32 protein-coding genes are annotated in these 26607 nt (G+C 68.9%); 16 read left to right on the plus strand and 16 right to left on the minus strand.

Annotation, left to right across the window (positions count from 1 at the left end; all coding sequences use genetic code 11):
* Positions 1-12: 12 nt before the first annotated feature.
* Genes rbsD through HT134_RS30680 form a run of 3 tightly spaced genes read right to left on the minus strand, consistent with a single transcriptional unit; the run spans position 13 to position 2420 of the window.
* Complete coding sequence (gene rbsD, locus HT134_RS30670) at positions 13-393, minus strand: D-ribose pyranase (protein ID WP_312888569.1); 381 nt, start codon at positions 391-393, stop codon at positions 13-15.
* Positions 383-1402, minus strand: coding sequence for a ribokinase (locus HT134_RS30675; protein ID WP_175603964.1), 1020 nt, complete (start codon positions 1400-1402; stop codon positions 383-385). Before HT134_RS30675 ends, rbsD begins: the two co-directional genes overlap by 11 nt.
* The gene (locus HT134_RS30680) at positions 1395-2420 is read right to left on the minus strand and encodes a LacI family DNA-binding transcriptional regulator (protein WP_175603965.1); all 1026 of its coding nucleotides are present in this window, start codon (positions 2418-2420) and stop codon (positions 1395-1397) included. Before HT134_RS30680 ends, HT134_RS30675 begins: the two co-directional genes overlap by 8 nt.
* 547 nt (positions 2421-2967) lie before the next feature.
* On the opposite strand from HT134_RS30680, the gene HT134_RS47220 reads away from it, so the two are divergent.
* Genes HT134_RS47220 through HT134_RS30695 form a run of 3 tightly spaced genes read left to right on the plus strand, consistent with a single transcriptional unit; the run spans position 2968 to position 4748 of the window.
* Entirely contained in the window at positions 2968-3930 is a 963-nt protein-coding gene (locus tag HT134_RS47220; RefSeq protein WP_175603966.1) for a TNT domain-containing protein, read from the plus strand.
* A gap of 6 nt (positions 3931-3936) precedes the next feature.
* Positions 3937-4602 carry a hypothetical protein gene (locus tag HT134_RS30690; RefSeq protein ID WP_175603967.1) on the plus strand — a complete coding sequence of 222 codons (666 nt, stop codon included), beginning with the start codon at positions 3937-3939 and terminating at the stop codon, positions 4600-4602.
* Positions 4599-4748 (plus strand): hypothetical protein, encoded by a 150-nt coding sequence (locus tag HT134_RS30695; protein ID WP_175603968.1) that lies wholly within the window; start codon positions 4599-4601, stop codon positions 4746-4748. Before HT134_RS30690 ends, HT134_RS30695 begins: the two co-directional genes overlap by 4 nt.
* 14 nt (positions 4749-4762) lie before the next feature.
* Here the strand turns inward: HT134_RS30695 and lepB are convergent, their stop codons facing one another.
* The 4 genes from lepB to HT134_RS30715 form a co-directional block, all read right to left on the minus strand.
* Positions 4763-5296 carry a signal peptidase I gene (gene lepB / locus HT134_RS30700; RefSeq protein ID WP_175603969.1) on the minus strand — a complete coding sequence of 178 codons (534 nt, stop codon included), beginning with the start codon at positions 5294-5296 and terminating at the stop codon, positions 4763-4765.
* 2 nt (positions 5297-5298) lie between these two features.
* Complete coding sequence (locus tag HT134_RS30705) at positions 5299-7203, minus strand: ABC transporter ATP-binding protein (protein ID WP_175603970.1); 1905 nt, start codon at positions 7201-7203, stop codon at positions 5299-5301.
* Positions 7203-7778, minus strand: a complete 576-nt coding sequence (locus HT134_RS30710) for a TlpA disulfide reductase family protein (protein ID WP_175603971.1) — start codon at positions 7776-7778, stop codon at positions 7203-7205. The genes HT134_RS30705 and HT134_RS30710 overlap by 1 nt, the downstream gene beginning before the upstream one ends.
* Positions 7779-7892: 114 nt before the next feature.
* Positions 7893-8081: a hypothetical protein gene (locus HT134_RS30715; protein ID WP_175603972.1), complete on the minus strand. Its 189-nt coding sequence runs from the start codon at positions 8079-8081 to the stop codon at positions 7893-7895.
* A 307-nt stretch (positions 8082-8388) separates the two neighbouring features.
* Here HT134_RS30715 and HT134_RS30720 point away from each other — a divergent pair, with 307 nt between their 5' ends.
* Positions 8389-9462 carry an ArsR/SmtB family transcription factor gene (locus HT134_RS30720; protein ID WP_217708573.1) on the plus strand — a complete coding sequence of 358 codons (1074 nt, stop codon included), beginning with the start codon at positions 8389-8391 and terminating at the stop codon, positions 9460-9462.
* Here the strand turns inward: HT134_RS30720 and HT134_RS30725 are convergent.
* Positions 9410-10231, minus strand: coding sequence for a protein-sorting L,D-transpeptidase LdtCP (locus tag HT134_RS30725; RefSeq protein ID WP_312888570.1), 822 nt, complete (start codon positions 10229-10231; stop codon positions 9410-9412). The two genes, HT134_RS30720 and HT134_RS30725, sit on opposite strands and share 53 nt — an antisense overlap.
* A 161-nt stretch (positions 10232-10392) precedes the next feature.
* On the opposite strand from HT134_RS30725, the gene HT134_RS44880 reads away from it, so the two are divergent.
* A complete protein-coding gene (locus HT134_RS44880; protein WP_217708574.1) occupies positions 10393-11196 on the plus strand; it encodes a hypothetical protein in 804 nt (267 codons plus the stop codon).
* A gap of 178 nt (positions 11197-11374) precedes the next feature.
* Entirely contained in the window at positions 11375-12334 is a 960-nt protein-coding gene (locus HT134_RS30735) for an ADP-ribosylglycohydrolase family protein (RefSeq protein ID WP_175603973.1), read from the plus strand.
* Between the two features lie 47 nt (positions 12335-12381).
* Here HT134_RS30735 and HT134_RS30740 read toward each other — a convergent pair whose 3' ends face one another.
* Positions 12382-12942 (minus strand): NUDIX domain-containing protein, encoded by a 561-nt coding sequence (locus HT134_RS30740; protein WP_175603974.1) that lies wholly within the window; start codon positions 12940-12942, stop codon positions 12382-12384.
* Positions 12943-12994: 52 nt separating this feature from the next.
* A complete protein-coding gene (locus HT134_RS30745) occupies positions 12995-13771 on the minus strand; it encodes an SDR family oxidoreductase (RefSeq protein ID WP_175603975.1) in 777 nt (258 codons plus the stop codon).
* A gap of 217 nt (positions 13772-13988) precedes the next feature.
* On the opposite strand from HT134_RS30745, the gene HT134_RS30750 reads away from it, so the two are divergent.
* The gene (locus HT134_RS30750) at positions 13989-14861 is read left to right on the plus strand and encodes a helix-turn-helix transcriptional regulator (protein WP_175603976.1); all 873 of its coding nucleotides are present in this window, start codon (positions 13989-13991) and stop codon (positions 14859-14861) included.
* A gap of 40 nt (positions 14862-14901) precedes the next feature.
* Here the strand turns inward: HT134_RS30750 and HT134_RS30755 are convergent, their stop codons facing one another.
* Both HT134_RS30755 and HT134_RS30760 read right to left on the minus strand, forming a co-directional pair.
* Positions 14902-15435, minus strand: coding sequence for a flavoprotein (locus HT134_RS30755; protein WP_175603977.1), 534 nt, complete (start codon positions 15433-15435; stop codon positions 14902-14904).
* Between the two features lie 160 nt (positions 15436-15595).
* Complete coding sequence (locus tag HT134_RS30760) at positions 15596-15847, minus strand: hypothetical protein (RefSeq protein ID WP_175603978.1); 252 nt, start codon at positions 15845-15847, stop codon at positions 15596-15598.
* 101 nt (positions 15848-15948) lie between these two features.
* On the opposite strand from HT134_RS30760, the gene HT134_RS30765 reads away from it, so the two are divergent.
* Positions 15949-16305, plus strand: coding sequence for a hypothetical protein (locus tag HT134_RS30765; protein ID WP_175603979.1), 357 nt, complete (start codon positions 15949-15951; stop codon positions 16303-16305).
* A gap of 189 nt (positions 16306-16494) precedes the next feature.
* A complete protein-coding gene (locus HT134_RS30770) occupies positions 16495-17067 on the plus strand; it encodes a GrpB family protein (protein WP_175603980.1) in 573 nt (190 codons plus the stop codon).
* On the opposite strand, the gene HT134_RS48185 is transcribed toward HT134_RS30770, so the two are convergent.
* On the minus strand, positions 16962-17510 hold the full coding sequence (locus HT134_RS48185) for an NUDIX domain-containing protein (protein ID WP_376768126.1): 549 nt from the start codon (positions 17508-17510) through the stop codon (positions 16962-16964). The two genes, HT134_RS30770 and HT134_RS48185, sit on opposite strands and share 106 nt — an antisense overlap.
* A 383-nt stretch (positions 17511-17893) precedes the next feature.
* Between HT134_RS48185 and HT134_RS30780 the strand changes: the two genes are divergently transcribed.
* A complete protein-coding gene (locus HT134_RS30780) occupies positions 17894-18556 on the plus strand; it encodes a hypothetical protein (RefSeq protein ID WP_175603982.1) in 663 nt (220 codons plus the stop codon).
* 230 nt (positions 18557-18786) lie between these two features.
* Here HT134_RS30780 and HT134_RS30785 read toward each other — a convergent pair whose 3' ends face one another.
* Positions 18787-19629, minus strand: a complete 843-nt coding sequence (locus HT134_RS30785) for a sigma-70 family RNA polymerase sigma factor (RefSeq protein WP_246365892.1) — start codon at positions 19627-19629, stop codon at positions 18787-18789.
* Positions 19630-19801: 172 nt separating this feature from the next.
* Positions 19802-19984 (minus strand): hypothetical protein, encoded by a 183-nt coding sequence (locus tag HT134_RS30790; protein ID WP_175603983.1) that lies wholly within the window; start codon positions 19982-19984, stop codon positions 19802-19804.
* A gap of 621 nt (positions 19985-20605) precedes the next feature.
* On the opposite strand from HT134_RS30790, the gene HT134_RS30795 reads away from it, so the two are divergent.
* From HT134_RS30795 to HT134_RS30810, 5 genes are all read left to right on the plus strand, one after another.
* Positions 20606-21199 carry a TetR/AcrR family transcriptional regulator gene (locus tag HT134_RS30795; protein WP_175603984.1) on the plus strand — a complete coding sequence of 198 codons (594 nt, stop codon included), beginning with the start codon at positions 20606-20608 and terminating at the stop codon, positions 21197-21199.
* A 54-nt stretch (positions 21200-21253) separates the two neighbouring features.
* Entirely contained in the window at positions 21254-21376 is a 123-nt protein-coding gene (locus tag HT134_RS47225; protein ID WP_281387744.1) for a hypothetical protein, read from the plus strand.
* A gap of 667 nt (positions 21377-22043) precedes the next feature.
* A complete protein-coding gene (locus HT134_RS30800; RefSeq protein WP_175603985.1) occupies positions 22044-22355 on the plus strand; it encodes an immunity 53 family protein in 312 nt (103 codons plus the stop codon).
* Positions 22356-22426: 71 nt separating this feature from the next.
* Complete coding sequence (locus tag HT134_RS30805) at positions 22427-22939, plus strand: hypothetical protein (RefSeq protein ID WP_175603986.1); 513 nt, start codon at positions 22427-22429, stop codon at positions 22937-22939.
* 362 nt (positions 22940-23301) lie between these two features.
* Entirely contained in the window at positions 23302-23691 is a 390-nt protein-coding gene (locus tag HT134_RS30810; RefSeq protein ID WP_376768131.1) for a DUF6463 family protein, read from the plus strand.
* A gap of 412 nt (positions 23692-24103) precedes the next feature.
* Here the strand turns inward: HT134_RS30810 and HT134_RS30815 are convergent, their stop codons facing one another.
* Positions 24104-25396 carry an NsdA family TPR-like regulatory protein gene (locus HT134_RS30815; protein ID WP_175603988.1) on the minus strand — a complete coding sequence of 431 codons (1293 nt, stop codon included), beginning with the start codon at positions 25394-25396 and terminating at the stop codon, positions 24104-24106.
* Here HT134_RS30815 and HT134_RS30820 point away from each other — a divergent pair.
* Positions 25383-26573 (plus strand): tyrosine-type recombinase/integrase, encoded by a 1191-nt coding sequence (locus tag HT134_RS30820; RefSeq protein ID WP_175603989.1) that lies wholly within the window; start codon positions 25383-25385, stop codon positions 26571-26573. The two genes, HT134_RS30815 and HT134_RS30820, sit on opposite strands and share 14 nt — an antisense overlap.
* The last annotated feature ends 34 nt before the right edge of the window (positions 26574-26607 follow it).

The following is a 26607-nucleotide window of genomic DNA, read 5'->3' on the forward strand; positions in this document are numbered from 1 at the left end:
CTGGTGTCTCCTTCAGAAGGGAACGCCCGCTTGGAGGACGACGTTCGCGTACGGCGTCGCCTCACCGGTTCGCACGACCGCGCGGGCCCGGCCGGTGAGCTCCTTGAGCCGGGTGTGAGGGATGCGTTGTGTTCTCGTGGTGTTCTTCAGCAGCTCGTCGAGGAAGCCGGGCGGCGACTCCTCGGCGACGTAGGCGGCCTCGACGACGAGCTCGCCGAGCACCGCTTCGAGTACGGGGAGGAAGGCGGGTTCGCCCCGGCGCCAGACGAGGTCCACCGTCTCGACGCCGGGAGGGACGGGCAGGCCGGGGTCGGCCACCACGATGAGGTCGGTGTGTCCGGCCGCGGACAGGATCTGCAGCAGGCGCGGATGCCAGAGGCCGTCATGACGCACGGGCGAGCAGCCTTTCCACCTGGCCGCCGGTCGGCATGGCGGTCTGGGCGCCGTGGGCGGTGGTCGCCAGCGCGCCGGCCGCGCAGGCCCGCCGTACCGCATCCGCGAGAGGCAGGCCGGCCGCGTGGGCGAGCGCGAGCTGCGCGCAGAACGTGTCGCCCGCGCCGACCGCGTCCACCACGGGCACCCGGAACGACGGCGCCTCGCAGGCGCCGGAGGCGTCCCGGCCCCGCGCGCCGCGCCCGCCGAGCGTCACCACCGCGGCGCGCGGCCCGAGCGCGAGCAGCCCGGCGGGGTCGGCGCCGCGGCACAGGGCGTCCGCCTCGCTCTCGTTGACGATCAGCAGGTCCACCAGGGGGAGCAGGTCGTCCAGGCCGTCGGTGTACGGCGCGGCGTTGAGGATCACCGGCACGCCGTGGGCTCGGGCCTGCCGCGCGGCGGCCAGGCAGGCGGCGACCGGGATCTCCAGCTGGAGCAGGAGCGCGTCGGCGCGGGCGAGGTCGAGGCCCGTGGCGGGGGAGCCGGGGCCGGCGAGGTCGAGGCCGGTGGTGACGGAGCCGGGGCCGGTGGCGGCGGAGCCCGGATCGGTGAGGTGGAACAGGCTGTTGGCGCCGGGGGCGACAGTGATCATGTTCTCGCCGCCGTCCTCGACGACGATCATCGCCATGCCGGTGGCGGCGGGCACCCGCCGTACTCCCGAGACGTCCACACCCTCACCCGCCACGGCGGCGAGCAGCTCGCGGCCCAGCGCGTCGTCGCCGACCTGGCCCACGAGGCGCACCCGCGCGCCCAGCCGGGCGGCGGCCACGGCCTGGTTGGCGCCCTTGCCCCCGGCGGCCCGCACCACGGCGGCGCCCGCCACCGTCTCACCCCTGCCCGGCAGGCGCGTCACGGGGACCGTGAGATCCATGTTGAGGCTGCCGACGACGACCAGCTCCAGCTCCCGCGCCGTCCCAGCCGTCGTCCCGGGCGCCGTTTCAGCAGCGTTCCGAGGCGTCGTCTCAGGCATCGTCCAGCCCACCCGCGGGGTCGGGGCAGCCGCAGGAGCCGCGCCTGATCAGCGTGGCCGACAGGACCACGCGCTCGCCGCCCGGCGAGTCACCGATCTGCGCCGCCAGCAGCTCCACCGCGCGCCTGCCCAGCTCCTCGATCGGCTGACGCATGGTGGTGAGCGCGGGCACGGTGTAGGAGGAGGCGGCGATGCCGTCGATCGAGCACAGCGCGATGTCCGCTGGCACGCTCAGCCCCAGCTCGGCCGCGGCGCGCATGACGCCGATCGCCTGCTCGTCGCTGGTCACGAAGAGCGCGGTGGGCCGGTCCTCCCGCGACAGGAGCCGCCGGCCGCTGAGGTAACCCTGCCGCCGCCCGTACGGGCCGTGGGCCAGTGGCATCGACGCCGGGTCGATACCGGCCTCGGTCAGCGCCCGCGACCAGCCGGCGACGCGGTCGACGGTCGGGTGGATGTCCTTCGGCCCCGCCACGCAACCGATGCGCCGCTGCCCGTGCTCCAGCAGGTGGGTGGTCGCCTCGTACGCGCCGCCCTCGTTGTCGAGCAGCAGGTGGCTGGCCGGGGTGTCGTCGAGCTCGCGGTCGAGCACGATGCACGGCACCCCGGACGCGGCCAGCTGGGACCGCCAGGCGCGCGGGCCGTGGGCGGGAATCAGGATCAGCCCGTCCACCTGGCGGTCGATCAGGGTCCGCACGTAGGCGGCCTCGCGGTCGTCGTCGTCCATCGCGTTGCCGAGCAGCACCGTCAGGCCGTTCTCGAACGCGACGTCCTCGATCTCGCGGGCCAGCTCGGCGAAGAAGGGGTTGGCGTTGTCCGGGACGACGAGCCCGATCGTGTGCGTGCGGCTGGTGCGCAGCGAGCGCGCCACGGCGTTCGGCCGGTAGCCGAGCTCGTCGATCGCGCGCAGCACCCGTTCGCGGGTGTGCGGGGCGACGTTCCTCGGCCCGTTGTTGAGCACGTAGCTGACGACGGCCTCTGAGGTGCCGGCCAGCCGCGCCACATCGCGGCGTGTGACCACTACGCAAGTCCCATCTACTCGTGTTGACGCAGTATTCGGTCCGGCTTCCGCGAGAAGCAACACGTGTAGATGCGACGTTATGAAGGCGTTACGCAACGTTTCGACGTGATCACGGATGGCGGGCTCCGGCTGTGCGCCGGCCTGCCGCGGATCATCGCGCGGCACCGAGGCAGGCCCCCTACAACTGCGAATTGGACGCCTATATGCGGACAAGACGCATAAATTCCTGGCGTTTCACAGAAATGCAATAGGCGATATCCTGCCCCCTTTTGATGCTCAATTCTTTGCCCTCCCCTTATGAATTTCGCGATGCCATTCCTGTCGCGTCGGGCACGTAGAGAACGATCACCGCATTCACGTACGCGACGGCATCCCATGGCCGCGCGCCGACGCGCGGCAATCGAACCTCTCCGTCGATATCTCCGAGCCGGCCGGATCCGCTCCGCCGCAGGAGAAACCGTGAGTGCGATTCGGCTGCTCGTCGCCGTCATCGAATCGCGCGTGATCGAGCCTCTTTCGTTTCTCACGCACGATCGACAGGGAAGTCATGCGGTATCACCGACACAGCGTCATGCTGGCCACCGCGATCTGCGCGACGGCAGCCACCATGGGCATCCCGGCCGCGCACGCCGACAGCGCCGCTCCGTTCGACATCCGGCCGGTCCGGTCGCGGGCCCTCCTGCCCACGCAGGCCCCCGGCAAGAAGGAGACCAGCAGGAACGGCGCCGACGCCCACACCTGCGGGCCCCCGTACGTGACCGGCGACCCCGACCTCGGGCCGAAAGTCCTGCCGCGGACCGGCTATCTCGGCGCCATTCTCCGCGGCTATGTGCCGCTGGGCGGGCTCGAACCCCAGCACTTTCTCTCGCGCTACTGGGACTACGCCGTCAACAACTACCGCTTCCCGCCCGACGACGGATTCGGCCGCTCCGGCAACTATCCCAACGGCCGGCTGCTGCTCAAGACGACGTTCCTGCAGATCGGCATGAAGCTCGACCGTTTCGGCGGTTACTCCGGAGCATTCCTGTCGCCGCTGGGCGACCTGTTCATCAGGCGCGCGCTGCCGCCGCGGAATCTCAACACCAACCCGCAGGATCCCACGCACCCGTGCAACTACCACGCGTTCAAGGTGCTCAAGACGTTCCGCGTCGAGATCGGCCCGGCCGCGCCCGCGTTCCAGCAGCCGGGCGGCGGCACGCAGTACCACGTGGTCAGCAAGTACATTCCGGAGGCACCGCAGGCGGACCGGGAAGTGCCGGTGAGCTGGCTGCTGGCCAACGGATACCTGGAGGAGATCGAACCGCCCACGCAGCCCGTGCCCGTGCCCGACCCCGCAGGCGTCACGTCCGGCACCACGTCCGGCATCACCCTCGCCCGCTCCGACGCCGGGTCCGGCAGTGCCGGCACCGAGGTCGGAACCGGCCGCGCCGACACCGCGGTCCAGGCCCGCCGCCTGCGATTTCACCGGGAGCCGGGCTCGCGGCACCGGCCGATGGCCTCACGGAGGTGATGGCCGATGTCACGTTCACTGCGTTCCCTGATGCGGGGAACGGCCGCCGCGGTGCTCGCCGTCACCGCGCTCACCAGCCCGGCCGCGGCAGTGGGCAGCGCTCCGGAGGCGGCCCTGCGGCAACCCACCCCGCAGCCGATGCGGAAGCTGCCCAACGCCGATGACTTCGTCCTGACCTGGGACGGAAGCGATGTCACCGGCGACCCCTATGCCGACCTCATCCACGACCTGCGCGACGACCTCGGACTCGGCCCGCTGGAGTACACGAATCCGACCGAGTTCCTGGCCGCCGCGACCAGGCACGCGACACGCAACTGCCCGCGGGCGATGCAGAACGACGGCGCCCTGCGCCTGGGCTCGGACAGGGTGGTGACCCAGAACTGGTTCTGCCTGGAGAAGGCGGACGCCACCGTGAAGAAGAAGCTCAACGAGCCGCGCTGGGTGACGCAGGGCGTCAGTGGGACAGCTACCAGGCCGTCCCCGGTCAGACCCCCGTCCCGCACTTCGCCGGGAAGGGGGTCCAGGACCTCTACTGGCAGCGCTCGCCGACCACCGGCAACCCGGTCCTGCTCTGGTCGGTCACCGAGTATCCCGGTGAGGGGGACGACATCGGGAAACGCGTTCTCTACGGGGTCACGCCCTGACCACCGGCGCCGCCGCACTACGACGTGACGTCGCGGCGGATCCCCTCCCGGTACCCCGGCAGGCTGGGCGCCCAGCCGAGGTCGGCCTCGGCCTTGGCGTCCGACACCCGCATCGGCGCCGGGAGCCGCTTCCAGGCCGCCCTGCGCGCCGAGGAACGCGGCTGGATCCAGTAACCGTCGAACGGCTGTCACGTGCGTCCGGAGGAGCCCGGCGCGGTCTGTCCCTGAAGGGCGCGGATCACCACCGCGACCAGCGTGTCCGCCGCCAGGTACCCGTACCGGCGGGAGTCCACCGACTCCTCCGGGTTGTCGCCGAGGACCACGATGCGGCCGGCGGGGACCGTCTCCTCCTCGACGTGAGCCAGTGCGGGGACGCGGGCGCGCGGCACGGGGTCGCCGGGCAGCGCGTGCACCCGCTTGACGACCAGGTCGGTCACCGGCGTCGAGCCGGCGACCACCGTCCTGCCGTCGGCGGTGGGCACTCTGACGCTGACCGGCCGTTCGGCGGCGGGTGATCTCAGGACGACGACGTCGCCCCTGCGCAGCCTGGAGACGTCAGACGTGCGCCGGGCCAGCAGCCGCGTTCCCGGGGCGTAGGTCGGTTCCATACTGCGGCCGATCACCGTGATGACCAGCAGCCGGCGCCGCAGGGCGAGCCCGCCCCATGCCACGGCGGCGGCGACGGCGGCGGCGGCGAGGCCGCAGGCCGGTGCGATGTGCATGGTCAACCCACCCTTTCGCCCGTGGGGTGCTCGCTCTGGTAACCGGCCGCCTGCAGGCCGAACATCCGCGCGTAGTCACCGTCGAGAGCCAGCAGCCGGGCGTGCGTGCCCTGCTCGGCGACGACGCCGTCCCGCAGGACGAAGATCATGTCCGCGTCCCGTACGGCGCCGAGGCGGTGTGAGATCAGGATGCTGGTCCTGCCGCTCCGGACGTCCTTGAGTCTCGTGTGCAGGTCATGCTCGGTGTCGGCGTCCAGCCCGGAGCTGGGCTCGTCAAGGATCATGACGTCGCGGTCCTTGCGCACGTACGCGCGGGCCAGGGCGACGCGCTGCCACTGCCCGCCGGACAGCAGCACTCCGACGTCCGAGCCGGCCGGGCCGGGGCCGGCGACGAACATCCGGGTCAGCAGTGTCCGGTAGCCGCGGGGCAGCGCGCTGATGGTGTCATGGACTCCCGCGAGCTCGGCGGCCTCGCGCAGGCGGACCTCGTCGTCCAGCGCGGACAGCTCGCCCACGGCGATGTTGTCGGCGGCGCTGAAGTCGTAGGCCATGAAGTCCTGGAAGACGGCGCCCATCCGGTCGCGAAGCTCCTCGGGCGGGAGGTGCCGGATGTCGGTGCCGTCCCAGAGGATGGCGCCTCGCGTCGGCTCGTACAAGCGACACAACAGCTTGACCAGCGTGCTCTTGCCCGCGCCGTTGGCCCCGATGAGCGCGATCGTGGCGCCCGCCGGGATGAACATGTCCACGCCGCGCAGCACCCAGTCGTGGTCGTCGCTGTAGCGGAACCACACCTCACGCAGCCGGATGCCGTCGCGGAGCGCGGGAACGGCGGCGGGCACGCTTGCGGGCGGTGTGGACGGCGTGGGCGGCAGGGTGGCGGGCCGGGCCGTCGGCGGCACCGGGGCAGGCGCGGGGGCGGCGCGCAGGACGGCCTCGTAGTGCTCGAACATCAGCGCATCCTGGTAGGCGGCGGTCGTCGAGACGATCATGTCGGTGAGACCGGACTGCGTGGCGGCCACAGCGGCGATGAACACCGACACGTCCCCGATCGTGAGCTGACCCCGGCCGGCCGCCGCGACCATCCACAGCAGGCCGGCGCTGGAGGCGACGATCGACAGCACGACCAGCGTGGTCTGCGTCGTCAGCTCACGCCGGTCGAGCCGGCGCCTGGCCGCGTCCGTGGCCCGCCGTTCACCGGTCATCCGGCCGCGCAGGAACGGGCCGAGCCGGAACAGCCGGATCTCCTTGGCCGCCTGCGCGCTGGTGAGCAGGTTCGCGTAGAACATCTCCCGCCGTTGCGCCGGGCCGATGTCCATGAACATCTGGTGCCGGCGCCGCGACACGCGGAACTCGGCGACGAACCCCGGGACCGCCGCGATGACGACGATGCCCGTCACCGCCGGACTGATCAGGGCGAGAGAACCGACGAAGCCGACGAGCGACACCACGCCCCGGATGACGCCGAAGGCCGCCTCGAGAAACCCGCCGGGCGCCGTCACGCTCTGCTGCGCGAGGCGGAGCCGATCGAGGAAGACCGGATCCTCCAGGCGGTCCAGCCCGACGAAGCGCTCGACCGCCGCGAACAGCTCGTCCTGTGCGGTCAAGGCCGCCCGGCGGTCGATCTCCGCGACCACGTACCTGCGGATCAGCGGAGCCACCCCGCGTACCAGCCCCAGCACCGACAGAATCGCCACCGGCCACACCACGTCCGCGAGCCGCGCTCGCCCGATCAGAGCGTCGATGACCGCTTTGGTGAGCCAGGCGGCCGCCACTCCTTGGGCCCCGATGAGGATTTCGAGCAGGAGATAACCCCAGACCTGCGGCATGGCCGCGCGCCCGCAGAGCCGGACGAGCCTTCCGCCGTGCCGGACGGCACTGAGCACCGGACCGGCGAAGGGCCGGCCCATCACGCTCCCGCCCCGCCCGGGGCGGTCGGAGCGAGCGCCCGGACCGCCTCGCCGGGATCGGCGCTCACCGCGAGCACCCGCGCGTGCTCACCGATCACGCCGAACGAGGGGAAGGCCGAGACCTTGAAGGCACGGCCGACCGGCCCCTCGTGATCCTCCACCACCACGCGCGCGGTCTCTTCCAGCCGCTCCACGTAGGACCTCGGGTCCTCAGGCCCGGTCACGACCACGGCCAGCGCGAGCCGTCCCTGGTCGCGAAGTTCACGTGCCTGTTCGACGAACGCCGGTATCTTCTCGCGGCACGCGCCACAGCTGGTGCTGAAGAATCCGACCAGGGTTCCGGCCGTCAGCGCGTCAGGCGTCACCTGGCGGCCGTCAACCGTCCGCGCCGTGAAATCCGCCGGCCTCTCGCCGATCGCCAGGAAGCCGTCCCGCGCCGTCCCGGTGTCACGCGTGCGCGCCACCTCCGCCGCGAGGTCTCTCACCCGTCTCGCCAGCGCCAGCAGCAGCAACAGATTGAGCACGCACACGATCCCGGTCAGTACGAGGCCCATGGCGAGCACTGTCAACGTCATCCCTCCTCAGTCGTCGGTCCCCAGTCGTCGGCCCGGACCCTGTCTCACCGAGGCCACTTGCCCGCCCGGCCCGGCCAGGACAGCCGGGCCGGGCCGGCAAGGCAGGCCGGGACGTCAGACGGGGCAGCGCCAGCAGTAGGTGCCGTGCACGGGGTCCCACGCGTAGGTCGCGTACTGCTTGCAGCCGTCCTTCGTGCAGATCCAGCACGCGTACGTCTTGCAGCCGCCGACCGCCTCGGCCTTCTCCTGCGGCACAAAAGCGCTGATCATGCGTTCACCGAGCCGGGTGATGAGTTCGGTCACGAGTGTTCCCTTCGCATTCGGGGACGCTGCAAGCCCGTCCGGCTGAAATCCGCTGAACAAACGAAGAACTCCGCCCCAGCCGGACGTGAAACGCGCCATGGGAATGAATCCTCAGGCCCGCATCGGCGGATATGCATACCGCGACTTGCCTTGACCTCTCCGAGAATGCTGGGCGGGTCTCCGCCGGGTCAAACGTTTGCACGCTGACGCAACATCGCAGCTCACAGCCGTCCCGGCCGGGCGGCCGGGCAGAACCCGGAAATGAGGTCAAACCATTCCGCCGGGACCGCAGTCGAAGAATGCGGGCATGTCCGGACGCGATGAGAGGGCGAAAGTGCTGCGCATACACTTCACCAGCCAGGACCTGCGCCGGATCACTTTGGCCGAGGACGCGGACCCGCTGTGGGACGTGCTGCTGAGCCTGCACGTCCTGCAGGAAGGGCGGGACCTGGTCTATGGGGAGTGGTGGCGGCGGACCCGGCGGGTGAAGGTCACGGACTTCCGCCTGTTGCTGTCATTGACGCCGCCCCGGGGATATTCGCCGGACTTCCTCACGCCGGGACGCGGCGGCGTCGCGCTGGAGGAGCAACTCGACTGGCTGCTGTCCACCCCGACGCAGCGCTTCCGCGAGGAGCTGAGCTATTTCAGTGACAAGCAGCCGAACTCCTCGTCGATCAGGGCGCTGCTGGACGGCGGCGCGCCCATGCTCGACCGGTTGGGCAGGGCCGTCACCGAGTACCACCGCGCCGCGATAGCTCCGTACAAGCGCGTGCTGCTGCCGCATCTGCAGACCGAGCGCGACCGGATGCTGCGGGGGCTGGCCGACGGCGGCATCGACCATTTGCTGGGCAACCTGCATCCCGACGTGGTGTGGGAGCCGCCGGTCCTGTGCGTGCGCGACTACGTGGACCATGATGTGCGCCTCGAGGGGCGTGGGATCGTTCTGCTGCCGTCGGCGTTCTGCCGCCGCCACCCGATCACGCTGCGCGACACCGATCTCCCACCCGTGCTGTGCCTTCCCGCGCGGCCGCCTGTCGGCTGGCTGCCGCGCGTCCGCGAGAACGGCGCGACGGAGCGCGAGGCCGAACCGATCGTGGCCCTGCTCGGGCGGACCCGCGCGTACGTGCTGGCGGAGGTCTCCAGCCCCATGACCACGACGGAGCTGGCGCTGCGCCTCGGCATCTCACTCGCCATGGCCAGCCGGCACGCGACGGTGCTGCGCGATGCCGGCCTCGTCCATTCCCGGCGGGAGCGCAACACCGTCTTCCATCACGTCACCACTCTCGGCAGGGCGCTGCTCAACGGCCGGCCGACCGCCGCCGCCTCCCTCAGGGGGCGATCAGGACCGGGGTCCCCAGAGGCAGCCCCGCCAGCACCTTGAGCGCGCGAGCGGGCACCCGGACGCAGCCGTGCGTGACCGCCTGGCCGAACACCTTCCGGTCCGGCCAGCCGTGGAAGGCGACCGTGCCCGGGCCGCCGCCGAAGGTGTCCAGCGTCTGCGAGTGCGCGCCGAGCGGCAGGATCAGCGGGCTGTAGGTCTTCTTCTTCGGCGACATCAAGGCCAGCAGGAACGTCCTGCCGACCGGGGTGGGCGTCTGGGGGCCGCCGACCGCCACCGTCCAGGTGCCGAGCTTCTTGCTTGCCTTCATCACGGTCAGCTGCCTGGTGCCCAGCTTCACGATGGCGCGGTAGCGGCTGCGCGCCTTCTTCAGGCCCTTGGCGCTGATCCAGCCGGTCACGTGGTTGGGCTTGCTGGGCAGGAGCACGCGATACCAGCCCTTGCGCGCCTCCACCACGGGGACCCAGGTCAGGCTGCCGAGCTGTTTCGCCGGCAGGGTGGCCGCCGGCTTGCCGCCGGGCTGGGCGTGGACGGCGACCGTGCGTACGGGGTGGACCACGACGCCGCTCAGCTTGCCGAACGTGTCCGTGTCCTGAGGAAGGCCGCTCAACTGCGTGAACGTGGTGGCCTGGGGAAGCGCGGTCGCCGTGACCGAGGCACCGGCGCCGCCGGCGGCGGCCGGCGCGGCGCTGGGAGCCGCCGGTGAGGCGGCGGCGGCGGTGGCGGCGGTGGCCGTGGTGGCGGTCGAGGCGACGAGGCTCATGGCGACGAGCGTCGTGCCGAGGAGTCGGCGGGGGGCATCGAGGGGCACGATCGGCTCCGGAGGTTCTGGACACACATGAACGTCACCTTTTGGCCCCGCTAGATAACGGTTTGGAACGTTTGAAGATCCATGGCCAAAGAGTGTGACATTTTTACACACATGAGCCCTGTGAGGCTGTAGCTCTCTTCATACGCCAGAGGTGTGGTTCCGTGACACCCCCCAGATTCTCCCCGGTGCGGCGCTGGTTGACAGCCGCGCTCATGCTCGCAGTGGCGGCACTCGCGGTGCTCGCCATCTCCAACACGGCCTCCGCTGGAGCGGTCCAGACGACGCCGCACGGCGACAACGGCGACGTCAAGGTCCACAAGTGGACGACGCCGGAGGACGACCAGCGCGACGAGCCGCACGTCTGCGTGTTCTACCTGGTCGGGTTCAACTTCGACGCGGCCCAGCGGGTGAGCTGGGAGATCAAGTCCTGGCCGCCCACGGGTGACCGGACCACGGTGGAGAGCGGCACCCTGGTGCTGGACCCGAAGGGGCATGGCCGTACCGCTGACATGACCCTGCCTAACGGGCACTACAAGCTGTTCTGGAACTTCGCCGGGGAGAAGGGGGCGGCGAAGCAGAAGGCGTTCTGGGTCGAGTGCGAGCCCACGCCCACGCCGACGGTGACGCCTTCCCAGACGTCCACCCCGACGGTGACCCCCTCCCAGACGCCCACGCCGACGGTGACGCCCTCGCAGACGCCGACTCCGACGTCCACACCCACGACGACGCCGACCACGACGCCCACGACGACGCCCACGGTGACCACCACCCCCACGCGGACGCCGCCCTCGACGCCGACGCCGAGCAACACGCCCACCCGCACGCACCCCGGCAACGACGACCGCGGAACGGCGACCACCCAGGACTGGTTCACCTGGGACGAGACCGTCACTCAGCTGCAGGACGAGCCCAAGCCCGCGCCCACCCCGACGCCGGTGAAGACCGACATCCCGGTCACCGGCTGACCCGCCACACCGACCGACAGGGCCCGGATCCCCGCGATCCGGGCCCTGCGCCGTCTCCTCAGCTCCACACGAGCACGCGCGGCGGATCCGCGAGCGCCGCCGCTCAACCGCTGACCGGTCACAACCTCGCCGTGAAACGCTCGATGACCGACCCTTCACGGCCGATTAGCCTGTTGATGTGAATCTTGTGCAACGCGCCGTCGGCGCTGTCGTCGGCTCGGCCGTGGGTGACGCGCTGGGTGCTCCGTTCGAGTTCGGCCCGGCGGGCGCGTTCTCCGCCCGCCATCCGGTGCCGGGTGCCGGCGGCGAGATGAGCGGCGGCCGCGGCTGGGACGCCGGGGAGGCCACCGACGACACGCAGATGGCCGTTCACGTGGCCGAGTCGCTGCTGGAGCGCGGCGGCTTGGACTTACCGGACATCTTCGCCCGCTTCCAACGGTGGGCGGCCGACCGGCCCAAGGACATCGGACTGCAGACCAGGGACGTACTGGCCCGCGGCCTGCCCTGGGATCAGGCCGCCGCCGCCCACTACCGGAGCACTCACCGCGCCGCGGGCAACGGCGCCCTGATGCGTGCCACCCCATCGGCGGTGTACTTCGCCCGCGACGGGCGGCAGGCCACCATGGACGCGGCTCGGCGCCTCGCCGCCCTCACCCACGGCGACCCGGCGGCCTGGGAAGGCTCCGCGATCTTCCATGACCTGGTACGCGTCGCCCTGGACGGCGCGAACCCCTTGGACGAGCTCCCCCGGACCCTCGCCGCCGTCCACCCCGACCATCGGGAACGCTACGCCACCGTCCTCGCCCCCGGCTGGCATCCCGGCCAGGCCACCGAGGTCAACGGCGCCGTCTGGCCCTGCCTCGGCTCAGCCGTGTGGGCTCTGCGCACCACCCGCAGCTATGAGGCCGCCGTCCGCGCCGCGATCGACCTGGGCGGCGACACCGACACCGTCGCCGCCGTCGCCGGCGGCCTGGCCGGAGCCGTGTACGGACCGGCGGCGATCCCCACCGCCTGGACCGGGCCGTTGCACGTCCCGCTGCCGGGAAGCGGCGGCCGGACCCTGCGTCCGCACCACCTGACGGACCTGGCCCGTCACCTCGTAGAACGTCCAACGACAGCGGAGCGGGCCGGGACGTAGACCACGCTCGCAACCGGAGCACCCCGGCGGAGGCTGGTCAGCGCTCTTCACCGAAGAGCGCTGACCAGCTTCCGCGTGAAGCGGTGCATGTGCGGATCGAGGATCTCGATCGGTTCGTCGAGCACCTGCCGCGGCGCCAACCACGTGACGTCCGCGAACTCGGTGTGGTCGTACGAGGTGACCGCGTCCGCCTCCAGGAGGAACCACAGCGACACGTCGATGTGCGACCCCGCCCCGCGCGTTCTCGTACAGGTGATGAAGAAGGGCTCCGGCCCCGTCAGGCGGATCGGGCGGGCGGGTATGTGCAGTTCCTCCGCACATTCACGTTCGACCGCCCGCCACGGATCCTCTTCCGGTTCGACGTGGCCTCCGCTGGGCAGCCATAGTCCCGCCTTGCGGTGGGCGACGAGCAACAGCTGCCCGTCACCGTTGAGCACGACGAAGTAGCTGACCAGGTGAGGGTCCGGAATGTCGGGCTTCCGGGTCCGATACAGCGGAGCACCACTCGCGATCCAGTCCAGCGCCCCGGCCGCGTGCGCCGCCTCCTGGTGGTCCCAGGGAACAATGCCTTCGACGCGCCGCATGAGCCGAATCCGGTGCGCATCCATGTGGTGATCGTGCCAGACCCGTGCCGGGGAGCTGAGCTGACCAGTGGGGAGGTCAGCTGGGCTGGCCGGTGGGCATGATCGTGACCTGCTGGAGGTTCGCGCGCGGCGGCAGCGTGGCGATGAAGCCGACGGTCTCGGCGACGTCCTGCGGCGTGAGCCAGTCCATCGTCTCCTTGGAGCCCTCCAGCCACTGCAGCGCACCGTCGTCGGTGACGTGGCTCTGCAGCTCGGTACCGACGATGCCCGGTTCGAGCGCCGACACCCGCACGTTCTTCGCGCCCAGCTCGGCACGCAGATGACGCGAGAGGTGACTCACGTACGCCTTGGTGCCGGAGTAGACGGCGAAGGTCGGGAAGATGTTCTGCGCCGCGATCGACGACGTGTTGATCAGGTCGGCCACGCCACGCTCACCGGCGGCCTTGACCAACTGCGGGGTGAACGCGCCGATGACGTTCATCAGCCCGGTGATGTTGAGGTCGATCTGCCGCTGCCACTGATCGGCGGCCAGCTCTTCGATCGGGGCCGGCAACATCACGCCCGCGTTGTTGAACAGCAGGTCGGCGTCGCCCAGTTCGGCCGCCACCCGATCGGCGGCCGAGCGCACCGCCGCGGCGTCGGTCACGTCGACGGCGATCGGCAGGGCGGTGCCACCGTGCTCTTCGATACGGGCGACCAGCTCCCGCAGCCGGTCCGCGCGCCGGGCCAGGACGGCGACCCGCGCGCCCAGCCTCGCCAGGTGCTCGGCCGAGGCCTCGCCGATGCCGCTGGAAGCGCCGGTGACGACTGCCACGCGGCCGGTCAGGGGCTTGGCGAGAGTTTCCGTGGACATGGATGCACACCTTCCGAAGGGTGAGGAATCAAGGGGTGGAACCCTGTGGCCGACAGCCATCGGCCACGCATCCAGCACACCACCCCCGAGGCCCCGTCAGGGGGCTTGAGCTGGCCCTGAGAAGGCAGGCACCGCGGGGGCAGGTACCGGGAAGGCAGGTACTGGCAGGGCCACCCAGGGCGGAGTGCGCCACACACGGCTCCCCCACACTAGGAGCATGGACCGTAGCAGCGAGCTCGCCGACTTCCTGCGCTCCCGTCGCGCCCGCATCACCCCCGACCGCGCGGGACTGACCGAGGACCGCCGCCCCCGGCGGGTGCCCGGACTGCGCCGCGACGAGGTCGCCCGCCTCGCCGGCGTCAGCACCGAGTACTACACCCGTCTCGAACAAGGCCGCGCCGGAACCCCCTCCCCGGAGGTCGTCGAGGCTCTCGCACGCGCGCTCCAGCTCGATCTCGCGGAGCGCGAGCACCTCACCGACCTGCTGGCCCGCCCCGCACCCGCCCGCCGCGCCCCCGCCGAACCGCAGCGGGTCCGCCCAGGTCTGCACCTCATGCTCCAGACCTTGGAGCACGTCCCCGCCTTCGTCCTCGGCCGGCGCACCGACGTGCTGGCCAGCAACCGGCTGGCGCGCGCGGTCCTGACCGACTTCGACGCCCTCCCCGTCCCCCAGCGCAACCTCGCCCGCTACTACCTCCTGGACCCCGAGGCCCGGGACCGCGTCGGAGACTGGGCACAGATCGCCGCCGAGACCGTCGCCATCCTCCGCCTCGAAGCGGGCCGCCACCCGCACGACCGGCGGCTCGCCGACCTCGTCGGCGAGCTCACCCTGCGCTCACCGGAGTTCACCACCTGGTGGAACGACCATCGCGTCCTGCGCCGCACCCACGGCACCAAGCACTACCACCATCCCGTGGTCGGCGATCTCCACTTCGCCTACGAGTCCTTCCAGCCTCCCGGCGACCCCGACCAGACCCTGTGCGTCTACAACGTCGAACCCGGCTCCGCCACCGCCGACGCCCTGCGACTGCTGAGCAGCTGGACCGCCGCCGGCCCCTCTGCGCACACCCCCTCGGCAGAAGCCCACTGAACCCCGAAATTCTCCGACGTACCGCTCGATCCCTGAGACATCAATGCGGCAAGTTCTCCAGAGTCAGCGACCAGGGGTAGCTGTCGATGCGCTCGGCCCCCGAGCTGGGCGGGCCCGGCTGGAACTCACCGGGACCGAGCAGCACGCGAACGCCTTCGGCGCGCAGCGCGGCGACACTGCGCTGAAACGGCACCCGGGAAGCGAGCGCGGTGTTGACGAAGGGCAGGACGACGACGGGGATGCCCAGTCCGGGCGCTTCGGAGAGCAGCCCGAGGGCGTAGGTGTCGGCGATGCCCTGGGCGAACTTGTTGACCGTGTTGTAGGTCGCCGGCGCGACGACGATGGCGTCGGCGCGCGGTGGTTTGGGCTCATGCGGCTTGCGGTACCGGCTGCGGACCGGACGGCCGGTCTGCTTCTCCAGTTGGCCGACGTCGATGAAGTCGAGCGCCGACGGCGTGGCGATGATCTGGACGGTCCAGCCGGCGTCCTGGGCGAGAGTGACCAGACGGCCGACGTCGGGAGCGGGGCCGGCGGCGCAGACGATGACGTAGAGGACCTTGCCGGGTTCGGTCACGCGATGACTCCCAGGGTTGCCGCGTGCTCGCGGGCTTCGCGGCGGCGCTGATCGGGGCGGTTGCCAGCATGCCACGCACCAGGAGGAGGGCCGCGGGGCGACCGGTGACTTCCGCAGGCACGAGGCGAGGACCCCTGCCGTGCGTGTGGAGAAGGCCCGTCTACTCGCAGCGCCAGTCCCAGTCGCTGCCGTGCCTGTCGTGAACCTCGACGATCACCCGGAGGTCCGCCGTGTCTCCTGCCTCTTTGAAGGACAAGGAGATCGTCGCGTTCTCCTCGGCTCCTCTGATCGTGGCCTCGCGGTAGTACTTCCGGATCTCCTCCTGCGTGCGTTCGGTCCGCAGAACGATCCTGATAACGCCTAAGAGGGGTGGGACAGCAGCGACCAAACAGCCCCCCATCCACCTCGTCATGATCGCGACCTTAGGACACAGCCGCGTTCCACACCTGCGGAATCCCGCTCACTGCACGAATATCGCACAGCGGGCAGCTTTCCTATGATTACGTGTTCCACGTGAGTCGTGATTTCGATGTAGACCGCCGTCTCGAACCTGTTCCGGCGGAGACGAACTCCGCAGGCGGAAGGGCCAACCACACCACGCTGCTCATCGCCCTGGGCGCAGTCCCCCTTCTGTTTGCCAACTGGTTCATCGTCGCCGGGATCCTTGGACACGACTGCGCCTCCTCATACGAGGGCGGCAACATAACGGAATGTGCCGGTGGGCTTTCAGAAGAAGAGATGAGCGCCGCATCGGGGCTGATCGCACTGGTGCTCCTTGTCATCCAGGTACGGCTCATCGTCCTGGTGCGCCGGCGACTGGAAGGCGACCAGGAGTGCGCCGGCGACACCCGGCGGCTCTACGGCTCGTGACCACTCCACCAGCGATATCGGCTTCGACACGGAGCAGCGCGTTCCCCACATGTGGCATGTCGCATGTCGCACGCCATGGCAGACGTTGCCGAAGACCCGCCATAGAGCCCGATCTGCCCTCACCGGCCGACCACCCCAGCTGGAAGAAGCCTGACCAGCCGACATCGCCCTGTTGAGATGATGACCACCATGGCGGAGGACATCGAGTTGATCGGCGGACAGGAAAGGCGCGACATCAAAGTCGTCCCGTACGACGCGATGTGGCCGAGGCGCTTCGCGCAGGAACGGGAACGCATCATCATCGCTCTCGGCCCGCTGGCCCGCCGCGTCGACCACATCGGCTCGACCGCGGTCCCCGGGCTGGCGGCGAAACCGATCGTCGACATCGACCTGAGCGTGCCCGACGCCAACGACGAGGACGCCTACCTTCCGAGGCTCGTCTCCGCCGGCTACCACTTGCGCGTCCGACAGCCCGGCCACCGCATGGTGCGCACCCAGGACCGCGCCGTCCATGTGCACATCTGCACCACGGGCAGCGACTGGGAACGCCGCCATCTCCTCTTTCGCGACTGGCTGCGCCACGACACCGCCGACCGGGAACTCTACGGAGAACTCAAACAGCGACTCGCCGCTCAGGACTGGCCCGACATGAACGCCTACGCGGCGGCCAAGAGCCCGCTCATCGCCGAGATCACGGAACACGCGGAAGCCTGGGCTCGCTCCACCCAGTGGACTCCGCAACCGGGACCACAGCCGGGCTGATCAAGGTAGCTGACCATGGACGCTTCCGTACGGCGTCGCTCCGGTAGCTCTGCCAACGGGATCCACGCCGCCTGGTCAGAGCTGCCACCGATTTCATCCTGAAGGCACCCTCCCACCACGGCCACTTCGTACAACAGATTGATCGCGTGGACCTCGGCATCCGGACTGCGCCATACGTTGGAGTGAACTCCGAGCATCCGGACGACCTTCACCCGATATCCGGTCTCCTCATGCACTTCGCGAACAACTCCGTCAGCGGGATGCTCGCCGTGCTCCACGCCGCCACCCGGCGGCCCCCAGCGACAGTCCGGTTCCGCGAACCGGGACAGAAGTATGGCGGATTCTTCGCTGATGCATATCGCATAAGCCCCGACCCGCTGAATCGGATCACGATGGTTCGCCATCCGGAGATGGTGACACATCGCGCTGTGTTGGCAGTCCATTTCATCAATATGGCCCCATAGCGCCCTGCCTTCGCCTGGCGTCGCATGCCTGATCAAACGTCAACCACTCTGCTTCGGTGAGCCAGGGTGAGGACCGAACCTGAATCGTCGACCGCCCTCAAGCGCGCATGGCGGCCATCCGTGCGGTGGCGATCGCAGGGCTGCATCTCGTACTTCGGCGCGCCGACCCCGTCAGAGCGCTCGATCGGTACGGCGGGGCCGGCGCGAGGTGCGCACGGCGCGCTTTGCGACCAGACCGAGTTCGCAGCTCTGATCCTGGCCGTTCTAGGTGATCGCAGATGGACCGATGCGGCTTCAGCCTCGTACACCAGAACGGCCGTCTCCCTCTGTGAACCAAAGGATCGTCGGCTAGAGTGCCCGCCGTGATCATTCATCGTTCGCTTCTGGCCACCGGCCTTTTATGCGGAATGCTTCTCACACCGACTCCCGCTTCGGCTGCGATCTCTCCCCAGCCACCGTCTCCGGATCAGCTCAAAGCGGCCCTGCTTCTGCCGGAGAATCTCGGTGAGGACTTCACGCACAACACGACTCGAAACAGGGATCCTCTGTATGACATGGTCACCCGTTCGAAGGCGTGCACCACGGCGGTCAAGGGAATCGTCCCGCTCTATCGAGCCAAGAGCGCGACCTGGCTGAAGAAGAAAGACAAGTGGGAGGGAATGAGCCAGTACATAGTGAGCGGCACTCGCGGCAAGATCTCAGCCTTGGAGCGGGCGGCCAAGAAGATGGTCCGCGACTGTAGCCACGTCACGGTCACCTCGGACGCTGCCAAGGACACCATCCGCAAGCTGCCTGTCGGCAAGCTCGGTGACGGTGTCTATGGGATCAAGCTCCGCAGCGGGTTCCCGGGCAAAAACCTCGACAAGGACTCGATGGTCGCGATCGACATCGTGATTATCAGAGTGGAGAACACCATGATGGTGCTGGACCACGACGGCCACGTGGGCGAATTCGATCCCTCGCTCACCAGGTCCGCCGCGGAGACGGCCACGAGGCGGCTTCGGGAGATTCTGCAGGCCTCTTAACGACTTTTGCGGCGGCGTGGCTCAGCGCGGCGGGTTCGTAAGCCACGGCGGGTTGGCGATCGGCCGGGCGGCCCGACTGCGGCCCTGGCCGTGACCGGCCCCAGGCCGCATGCACGGCCGGTACCGCAACGGGATATCAGCCACGTTCTCCGGTGAGCCCCGCCGGAGGCGTCCCGCCGGGCAGGTCGATGCCGTAAGGGTAGGTGACGCGGATGTGCCGAGACGGCCTGCTATGACGCCGTCGATTTCGCCGTCCACGCGCGAGAGTATCGCTGGGTACTTGTACTGTTGCTCACCGCGGGGTCACGGATGAGCGTGACACGGGCCTTGCCGACGACGCCGCCGATCATGCGGGCCACCTTGTCTGCGCGGGCGACCGGCCGCGGCGGAGCCTGCTCGAGTCCGCCGCCGGCGCCGGTCAGGACGACTTCGGGGGCGAGCACGTCAAGCAGGCCCTGCAGGTCCCTGGTTTCGAGCGCGCGCCGGAACGACCGCAGAGCCGCCCGGGTCTGGTGTGGAGAGACCGCTCTTCGTGGTCGGCGGGCGTCGACGTGCCGGCGGGCGCGGTGCGCGATCTGGCGGACGGCGTCGCGGGTCTTGCCGACGGCGGCCGCGATCTCGTCGTAGCCGACGTCGAAGACCTCGCGCAGCACGAACACGGCACGCTCGGTCGGCGACAGCGTCTCCAGGACCAGCATGAGCGCCATCGACACACTCTCGGCGAGCACGACGTCCTCGGCCACGTCCGGCGTCGTGATCAGCGGCTCGGGCAGCCAGGGGCCGACGTACGCCTCCTTGCGGAGCTTCATGTTGCGCATCTGGTTGAGCGACTGCCGGGCGGTGATCCGGATCAGGTAGGCACGCTGGTCGGACACCTGCCCAAGGTCGACCTTGACCCACCGTAGCCAGGTCTCCTGCAGGACGTCCTCGGCGTCGGCCGCCGATCCGAGCATCTCGTAGGCGACGCTGAACAACAACTTGCGGTGGGCGACAAATACCTCGGTCGCCTCAGTGGCGTACCCGCTCATATTTCGCTTTCCTTCAACGCGGCCCGTCGTGATCGCGGAAGGCATGCGAGCGCGCGTTCACACCGGGCCCGGGACTGGCGGCGACTGCGCCGGCCACGCTCATGAGCGTGCGACAAGGGTGACGACAGCAGCGCCGTGCAGCTTGATTGCCGAGTGCTGATCAGCTGATCAGCTGACCGGTCGGCTGGATCACGGGGATTTCTCGTGATCTGTTGATTCACCAGGGGTTGGGGTGGCCCGGGTTCACGGCCAGGACGGCCACCGCGGCGACGAAGAAGACGGCCCATGCGACGTGACCGCGGGAGTCCATTCGCAGGCGGGCAATGAGCGCGCCGACGAGATACGGCACGAGACCGACGGCAGCCGACATGCGCAGCGGCGAACTCGGTTGCCGTGACATGGGTGATGAACATGAAGGTTCCGTTCTGGAGTTGGCGCTCGGCCTGCAGCAGAGCGTCTTCACTCCGTTGCGGTCGGTAGGGGAGGCGGGCCGAAACGGCTCGATGTCACGAAGGCGGCCGACGGCCATGGCGGGATGAACCAGGTCACCCGCGACCATTGCGGTACGCCCGCACCCGCCGCGCGGGCGTGTGGCCACCGCACCGGCGGACAGCAACGCCGCACCCGTAGTGCCCGCGGCGCTCAGACCGGCGCAGTACCGAGTACGGCACGAAAGATCAGCCCAGCCGGACCGGGGACTCAACGACCACAGCGATCACGCCGCTGGCCCTGACTGAGGTCTTCGGCCCGCCTCGCGGCGGCAACCGTGAAGACCATCTGGAGCGATGTGCCGGCGCCGCTCGGCAGGAAGGCGACGGCCGGTCGGCAGAGCGGCAACGATCCATAGAGCGAAATCCATGAGCGTTCCCTTCAAGGTCGTTGGCAATCGCCGGCGGCCGACATCTGCCCGCCATGGCCTGGGACCGATACGACACGTGTCGTGTAGTTCGATGGCGACACGCTACGTGTCGTTCAAACAGCTGTCAACACGCTACGTGTCGTTTCCCATAGACTGCTGAGCATGCCAACATCGCCGAACCCGCTACGCCGCCGCGAGACCAGCCGCCGCGCCATCTTGGATGCGGCGCTCCAGCTATGTGCCGAGCTTGGTTACGGCCGGCTGACGATCGAGGCGATCGCCGCCCGCGCCGGCGTCAGCAAGAAGACGATCTACCGCTGGTGGCCTTCCAAAGGGGCTGTCGTCTTGGATGCCGTCGATGATGCGGCGAGCCTGGTCACTGACCACATAGACACCGGCCACCTTGCCGCCGACCTGCACGCCCAGCTGTCCGCCGTCATCACGTTGCTCAGCCCGCCGAACAACTCCGCCATCACCGGGCTTATCGCCGAAGCGCTCCAGGACGACGAGCTGGCGCACGACCTGCGGGAACGACTCATCAAGCCACGCATCATCGCGTTCAAAGAACGCATGCGGAAGGCCCAACGCGATGGGCAGCTAGCTCCCGACGCCAACCTGGACGCTGCCCTCGACCTGTTCTACGGGCCTATCTACCACCGACTCATCTTCCACCTCGGCATGCCCGACGCCGAACAACTCCACATGCTCGTGGCACACGCCCTCCGCGCATTCAGCCCGCCTGATTCGACGCCATGACCCCTTGTACGGACACCCCTTGAAGTGCGGGACTGCCGGGGCCAGCGAGTCGGCTTGGAGCTTGAGCAGTTGGTGCGGGTCAGCGCCGAGGGTCTCCTGGCGGAATTGCTGGATGGCGGGGATCTGCTGCTGGATGGCGGGGATCTGCTGCTGGACTGCGGGGATCGCGCTCAATGAGCTGAGACGATCATCGTTGGCGATGAAGGCCCGCCGGACCGATGCCGACCCTCTCGGAGGATCGGCACAGACCATGAGGCCTGTCGGAGGTGCTGTCCGCACCACTTGTCGGCGTCCCGCATGAATTTCGCGATCCTCGGCTTTGTCAGCCACATAGCCGATCGGATCTGCTTTCGCCTGCGCGAATCTCTGCCCTCCTCGCCTGCTGAAAGACGTGCGAGCGAAGCGAGGCCCTGCAGGGGTCGGGCCCGTGGCCCGACTGGAAGCAACGCCTGAGCCCTGCGGCGCGAAGCGCCCCCAAGCGAAGCCCATCGCGCGAAGCGGCCCCAAGCGAAGCCCATCGCGCGAAGCGCCCCACGGCGAAGCCTCCCGGCGCGCAAGCGCCCATCAAGAAGGAACGTCCGAGCGGAGCGAGGGCCTTTGACCAGGGGCGGGAAGCAGACGGGCACCCACCGAGTCGGGTAGCGGGTGGGTGCCCCTGTGAACCTACGTGGAGCCTAGGAGATTCGAACTCCTGACATCCTGCTCGCAAAGACGCATGCCGATCATGCTCGACCAGCTGAAACGCAGCTCACGGCGCTGATCGCTTTCCCTATGACTCCCCGCTGTTCCCCCTCGTTTCCCGCCCCATCGGGCACGCGACGGGCACGGCTGGCAGACTCACCACGTGATCACGGATGCACTCGTCTTCCTTCAATCTTGGTATGCCTCCTGCTGCAATGACGACTGGGAGCACAGGTACGGCGTGACAATCGACACCTTGGACAATCCGGGATGGCGCCTGAAGATCGACCTCGTCAACACGCCTCTTGCCGGGGCCTTACTGGACCGCCTAGTGGTGGAACGCGCCGATGACGGCTGGGTACACGCTTGGAGCAACGGGGTCCACTTCGAAGGAGCATGTGGGCCTCTGAACCTCGGTGAGGTGTTAGAAGCATTCCGAGACTTCGTCGGCGATGCTGTCTCGCCTCCTGACTGATGCTCTCACCGGGTGAGCGGAGGCCGACAGCCCCGAGAAGCCCCGGCGACGGCATCCGGCACAATCACGGAATGTTCAACTTCGGAATCCCCGGATACAGGCCGGAATGGTTGAGCGAACGCTTGGCGATCACTGCCACTCATGGGGTGAGACTGGGCCACCTCGTCGGCCGGCGACTGACCCGAGCGCTGCTGGTGTGGGACCTTGACGAGGACAAGTGGTTCGCCGACTGCCCGGTCCTCCTGGACTTCGAGGGCGAACAGGTCGAGATCAACTACTGGAAGTTCGACGAGCTCTCCATCACCTGGAACACCATCAATCCAGCGCGCTCGCCGGACTGGCCGGACTTTCACCTCGCGTGGCGAGACGACGTACCGGATGAACTCACTGCACTGGTCGGGCAGCCCTGTTCGGCAGTGGAACTGCTGATGTGGAGGAACAGGGATCTCGTGGAGGGAACGATCGCGTCCTTAGGGTTCGGCTTTCCGAACGGCCAAATGACGATCTACAACGCGCTTGACGAGAACGGCATGGAGTTCACTCCGCCTGGCGACCAGTACGCGCGTTACAGCATGGCCTTCTGATCCGTAGGTCCGCAAACGATCTTCAGAGCCGTCCGGACGCGTTCGCCGGGCTGGTCGGCCGTCGCCCCGCCGTTCAGGTTCGTTCGGCTCAGTTCGTGATCGTCCGTCCGGGTGGCTCCAGGCGGCTCCCAGAACGGCCTCCATGTACAGGCTGGCGGCGCAGATCTGGAGCGCGAGTGACTGCCATCTTGGCGCTATGGCGAAAAGAGTCGACCACGGCTGCGCCCGTAGGCGCCACACCTGTGCCACTAGCCGGAGCGAGGGAGCGGCATCCCCCCGCGGGGGGAGTCACGCCGGACCGCGGCCCAGAGAAGCTGGCAACCATGAGCACTACACCCGCGGCCTACCCACCTGCATTGTCCGTGCCCCCGAGTCGGCTCACCGTCTGGGCCGGCCGAACCATGATCTTGATCGCCGTGGCGCACACCGCCGTGTTCGCCCGCCTCGCTCCCTGGTCTAGCTGGCTCGCCGGGGACCTCCGCAACCGTGCCGCGGACAGCGACTCGGTGGCAACGTTCTGGGCGCTGCCCGGTGGATTCGTCGTGGTGCTGGTGCTGCTAGGACTACTGGTGGCACGGGCGGGGCGGCAGGGACAACACGTCCCCGGGTATGTCGGCTGGGTGATCCTCGCCTGGGGAGCGCTGGGCGTCAGCCTGATCGGACCGAGCGGTTTCCTTCTCGCAGCCGTCCCGGCCGGGCTGCTCATTGCGGCGAACATCACCGCCAGACGACACCCCCACGCTTCGTCCTGAGCAAGTCTCGCCGGTCGCCCACCTCTAACGGCTCCCGCTGATCGCAAAGCTCAAGGACTTGCCTTGGCTTGGAAGCAGACCGCAACCACATTGCCCGGTGGGCCAGGGCTGAGGAACGAAGCCCTGGACCGTCGATCGCCCCCGACTTGTACGGCGGCGGACCATGCCGTGGCGATCGTGAGGGTCGCATCTGTGCGGTGGCGCGGCAACCCCGGTCGGGGCGTTCGGTTGGTACGGCGCGGCGGGCGTGCGGTGCCCGGCCCGGTGTCCCGCCGCCGTTCGGGACCGGCCCCCAGGCCGCACGCCCGGACGGCGGGCGGGCGGAGGGCCGGAGGTGCGGCGGCACGCCGCGCCACCGCCTTGATACCTATAAGAACAATTCGGCAATGCGGCACTGCGGCCGGCAAGCGGATCAGTCGAGCAGTTCGGGTCGGCGGCTGGTGAGAGCTCTGCGGGCCGTCACGAATCGCTCGTGGAACTCTTCGGCAAGTGCTTCGCGGCGGTATCGCTGGCGTAGTACGCGGTCGAGGTCCGCGGCGCGGTTGACGAGGTCGGTCAGAGATCGGCGGTCGATGTCGAATGCGGCCATGCCGTCTGCCACTGCGGCGTCGAGGTCGCCGCGTCGGGCGTGCACGATGCCGAGATCTATGTGAGCGTCAGCGACTCGCATCGGGGCGTTGGAGGTGCCGTCTGGGCGGGTGTGCATCTGGATCGTTTCGCGAGCATGCTCTTCGGCGCGGTCGTCGTCGGCCAGCCAGGTGTAGCAGGTGGCTGCGTAGAAGACCCACTTGGCGTGGTCGAACACGAAGTGGTGATCGGGGTTGTCGGGCATGGGCAGGCGACTGAGGACTTCTGCTCCGCGTGTCAGTGCGCGATCTGCCTCGCGGCGGTCACCGATGCGAGCCAGGCCGCGGGCTTCCTGCAAGGTGAGCTGCACCATGGCGCTGGTCTGGCCGGCGACGGCCTGGCCCATGCGGGCGGCGTTGACGACGTCCTCATAGCGGCCTTCTACCAGGGCGAACCAGGCTGACATCTCGTGCGCCCAGCCCATGAGTTCACCGTGGTCGACCTGGCGGCCCATCTCGAAGGCGGCTCGCCGCGCGGTCTCTGCTTCCTCTCGCTCGCCCAAGTCGTAGTGCACGCACCCCAGGAGGGCCGTGAGCCAACCTGTGATGACGAGCAGCTCGCGGTGTTGGTCGAGGGTGAGGCGCCCGGCAAGCAGCCGGTTGACTTGGGCAAGGCGCTTCTGCGTGCGGTCTCGCAGCGTCGCGGCAGGCACGACCGGATAGGCACGACAGAGCAGATCGACGGCCTCGGCAAGGGCTTCCAAGGTGCCGGTGCCGACGTCGGATGCCTGGAGTTGCTGGGCGAGTTCCATGGTGCCGTACAGGTCGGCTTCGGCCCGTAGTGCGTCCATCGGCAGGATGGCCGTCGCCTCGATCAAGCGGCTTCCCGTCTGTCTGGCCTGCAAGAACCCCAACGCCTCCGGCTGCAAACCCGTGAGTTGCGTCAGTGCCAGCCGGTACGGCGAACGTGGCCAGCGGACTTCCCCGGCCTCCCAACGTCGAATGCGCTCCTCGTCGCAGGTCAGGCGTTCCGAAATACCGATTTGGGTGCCGTTAATTCGGTCGGCCATTTCTGCACGCGTGAGCTGGTGCTCATTGCGCCAGGCACGGAGTTGGACATTGGGAATGTTCTCGAGCATCTGCGGGCCTTCCTCCCGGCTGGGGGCTCAAGAGCCGAAGCCTCCCAAGCGGCGGTTCGGCCGTGTCCGCAAGCTACCCTCCGGCCGGTACCAGGCCCGCTATCAAGGCCCGGACGGCGTGGACCGCCCGGCTCCCGAGACCTTCGCGACCAAGACCGACGCGGAAGTCTGGCTTACGAGGACCGAGGCGCAGATCCTCGATGACGAGTGGATCGACCCAGACGCCGGAAAGATCACTCTCGGCAAGTACGCGACCGACTGGATCGACGAACGCCCCAAGCTCCGCCCGCGCACCGTTGAGCTGTACGGCTACCTCCTGCGCAAGCACATCGCCCCGACCTTCGGCGACATACCGCTCAACGAGATCAAGGAGCCGCACGTCAGGCGATGGCGGAAGAAGCTGCTCGACGAAGGCGTCAGCGAGGTGACCGTCGCGAAGGCGTACCGGCTGTTCAAGGCGATTCTGTCCACAGCTGTGGATGACCAGCTCATCAAGCGGAACCCGTGCCGGATCAAAGGCGCAGGCCAGGAGAAGTCACCCGAACGACCCGTCGTCACCGTGGCCCAGGTCTATCGGCTCGTCGACGTCATCGAACACCGCTACCGCGCCCTGGTGCTCCTCGGCACGTTCGCCAGCCTGCGATGGGGCGAACTCACCGGACTCCGACGCAAGGACCTCGACCTCGACGCAGGCACGGTCAAGGTCGAACGCCAGTTGATCCAGATCACCGGCAAGGGTCTGGTCTTCACCGATCCCAAGTCCGCAGCCGGCAAGCGCACCGTAGCCATCCCCGCCCTGATCCTCGACGAGCTCAAAGCGCACGTGAAGGACTTCGCTCAGAACGGCGACGACGGCCTGATCTTCGTCGGCCCCGACGACGGCCCTCTCCGCAACACCAACTTCAACCGTCGCGTCTGGGCCAAGGCGCTCCAGGACGCCGACCTACCGAAGATCCACTTCCACGACCTCCGCCACACCGGCAACACCCTCGCCGCCAGCGCCGGAGCCTCGATCCGCGAGCTGATGGCGCGCATGAGCCACTCCAGCACCCGGGCCGCCCTCATCTACCAACACTCCACCGACGAGAGACAACGCGAGGTCGCACGCAAGCTCGACGCCCTGGCACGCGGAGCGCTTGACAAGGACCCATTGGGCACGCAACGGGCACGACCCTGAAAACAGCCCCTACAAAGATCGAAAGCCCAGGCCA

It is taken from the genome of Nonomuraea rhodomycinica, assembly GCF_013363995.1.
GTDB lineage: Bacteria > Actinomycetota > Actinomycetes > Streptosporangiales > Streptosporangiaceae > Nonomuraea > Nonomuraea rhodomycinica.

What these genes read in the sequence shown, in the direction of transcription:
- HT134_RS30675 (WP_175603964.1), bottom strand. Translation starts at nt 1,402, where the DNA reads ATGCCTGAGACGACGCCTCGGAACGCTGCTGAAACGGCGCCCGGGACG.
- HT134_RS47220 (WP_175603966.1), top strand. Translation starts at nt 2,968, where the DNA reads ATGCGGTATCACCGACACAGCGTCATGCTGGCCACCGCGATCTGCGCG.
- HT134_RS30690 (WP_175603967.1), top strand. Translation starts at nt 3,937, where the DNA reads ATGTCACGTTCACTGCGTTCCCTGATGCGGGGAACGGCCGCCGCGGTG.
- lepB (WP_175603969.1), bottom strand. Translation starts at nt 5,296, where the DNA reads ATGCACATCGCACCGGCCTGCGGCCTCGCCGCCGCCGCCGTCGCCGCC.
- HT134_RS30705 (WP_175603970.1), bottom strand. Translation starts at nt 7,203, where the DNA reads ATGGGCCGGCCCTTCGCCGGTCCGGTGCTCAGTGCCGTCCGGCACGGC.
- HT134_RS30710 (WP_175603971.1), bottom strand. Translation starts at nt 7,778, where the DNA reads ATGACGTTGACAGTGCTCGCCATGGGCCTCGTACTGACCGGGATCGTG.
- HT134_RS30720 (WP_217708573.1), top strand. Translation starts at nt 8,389, where the DNA reads ATGTCCGGACGCGATGAGAGGGCGAAAGTGCTGCGCATACACTTCACC.
- HT134_RS30740 (WP_175603974.1), bottom strand. Translation starts at nt 12,942, where the DNA reads ATGGATGCGCACCGGATTCGGCTCATGCGGCGCGTCGAAGGCATTGTT.
- HT134_RS30745 (WP_175603975.1), bottom strand. Translation starts at nt 13,771, where the DNA reads ATGTCCACGGAAACTCTCGCCAAGCCCCTGACCGGCCGCGTGGCAGTC.
- HT134_RS30750 (WP_175603976.1), top strand. Translation starts at nt 13,989, where the DNA reads ATGGACCGTAGCAGCGAGCTCGCCGACTTCCTGCGCTCCCGTCGCGCC.
- HT134_RS30760 (WP_175603978.1), bottom strand. Translation starts at nt 15,847, where the DNA reads ATGACGAGGTGGATGGGGGGCTGTTTGGTCGCTGCTGTCCCACCCCTC.
- HT134_RS30770 (WP_175603980.1), top strand. Translation starts at nt 16,495, where the DNA reads ATGGCGGAGGACATCGAGTTGATCGGCGGACAGGAAAGGCGCGACATC.
- HT134_RS48185 (WP_376768126.1), bottom strand. Translation starts at nt 17,510, where the DNA reads ATGGACTGCCAACACAGCGCGATGTGTCACCATCTCCGGATGGCGAAC.
- HT134_RS30785 (WP_246365892.1), bottom strand. Translation starts at nt 19,629, where the DNA reads ATGCCTTCCGCGATCACGACGGGCCGCGTTGAAGGAAAGCGAAATATG.
- HT134_RS30790 (WP_175603983.1), bottom strand. Translation starts at nt 19,984, where the DNA reads ATGTCACGGCAACCGAGTTCGCCGCTGCGCATGTCGGCTGCCGTCGGT.
- HT134_RS30795 (WP_175603984.1), top strand. Translation starts at nt 20,606, where the DNA reads ATGCCAACATCGCCGAACCCGCTACGCCGCCGCGAGACCAGCCGCCGC.
- HT134_RS30805 (WP_175603986.1), top strand. Translation starts at nt 22,427, where the DNA reads ATGTTCAACTTCGGAATCCCCGGATACAGGCCGGAATGGTTGAGCGAA.
- HT134_RS30820 (WP_175603989.1), top strand. Translation starts at nt 25,383, where the DNA reads ATGTTCTCGAGCATCTGCGGGCCTTCCTCCCGGCTGGGGGCTCAAGAG.
- HT134_RS30815 (WP_175603988.1), bottom strand. Translation starts at nt 25,396, where the DNA reads ATGCTCGAGAACATTCCCAATGTCCAACTCCGTGCCTGGCGCAATGAG.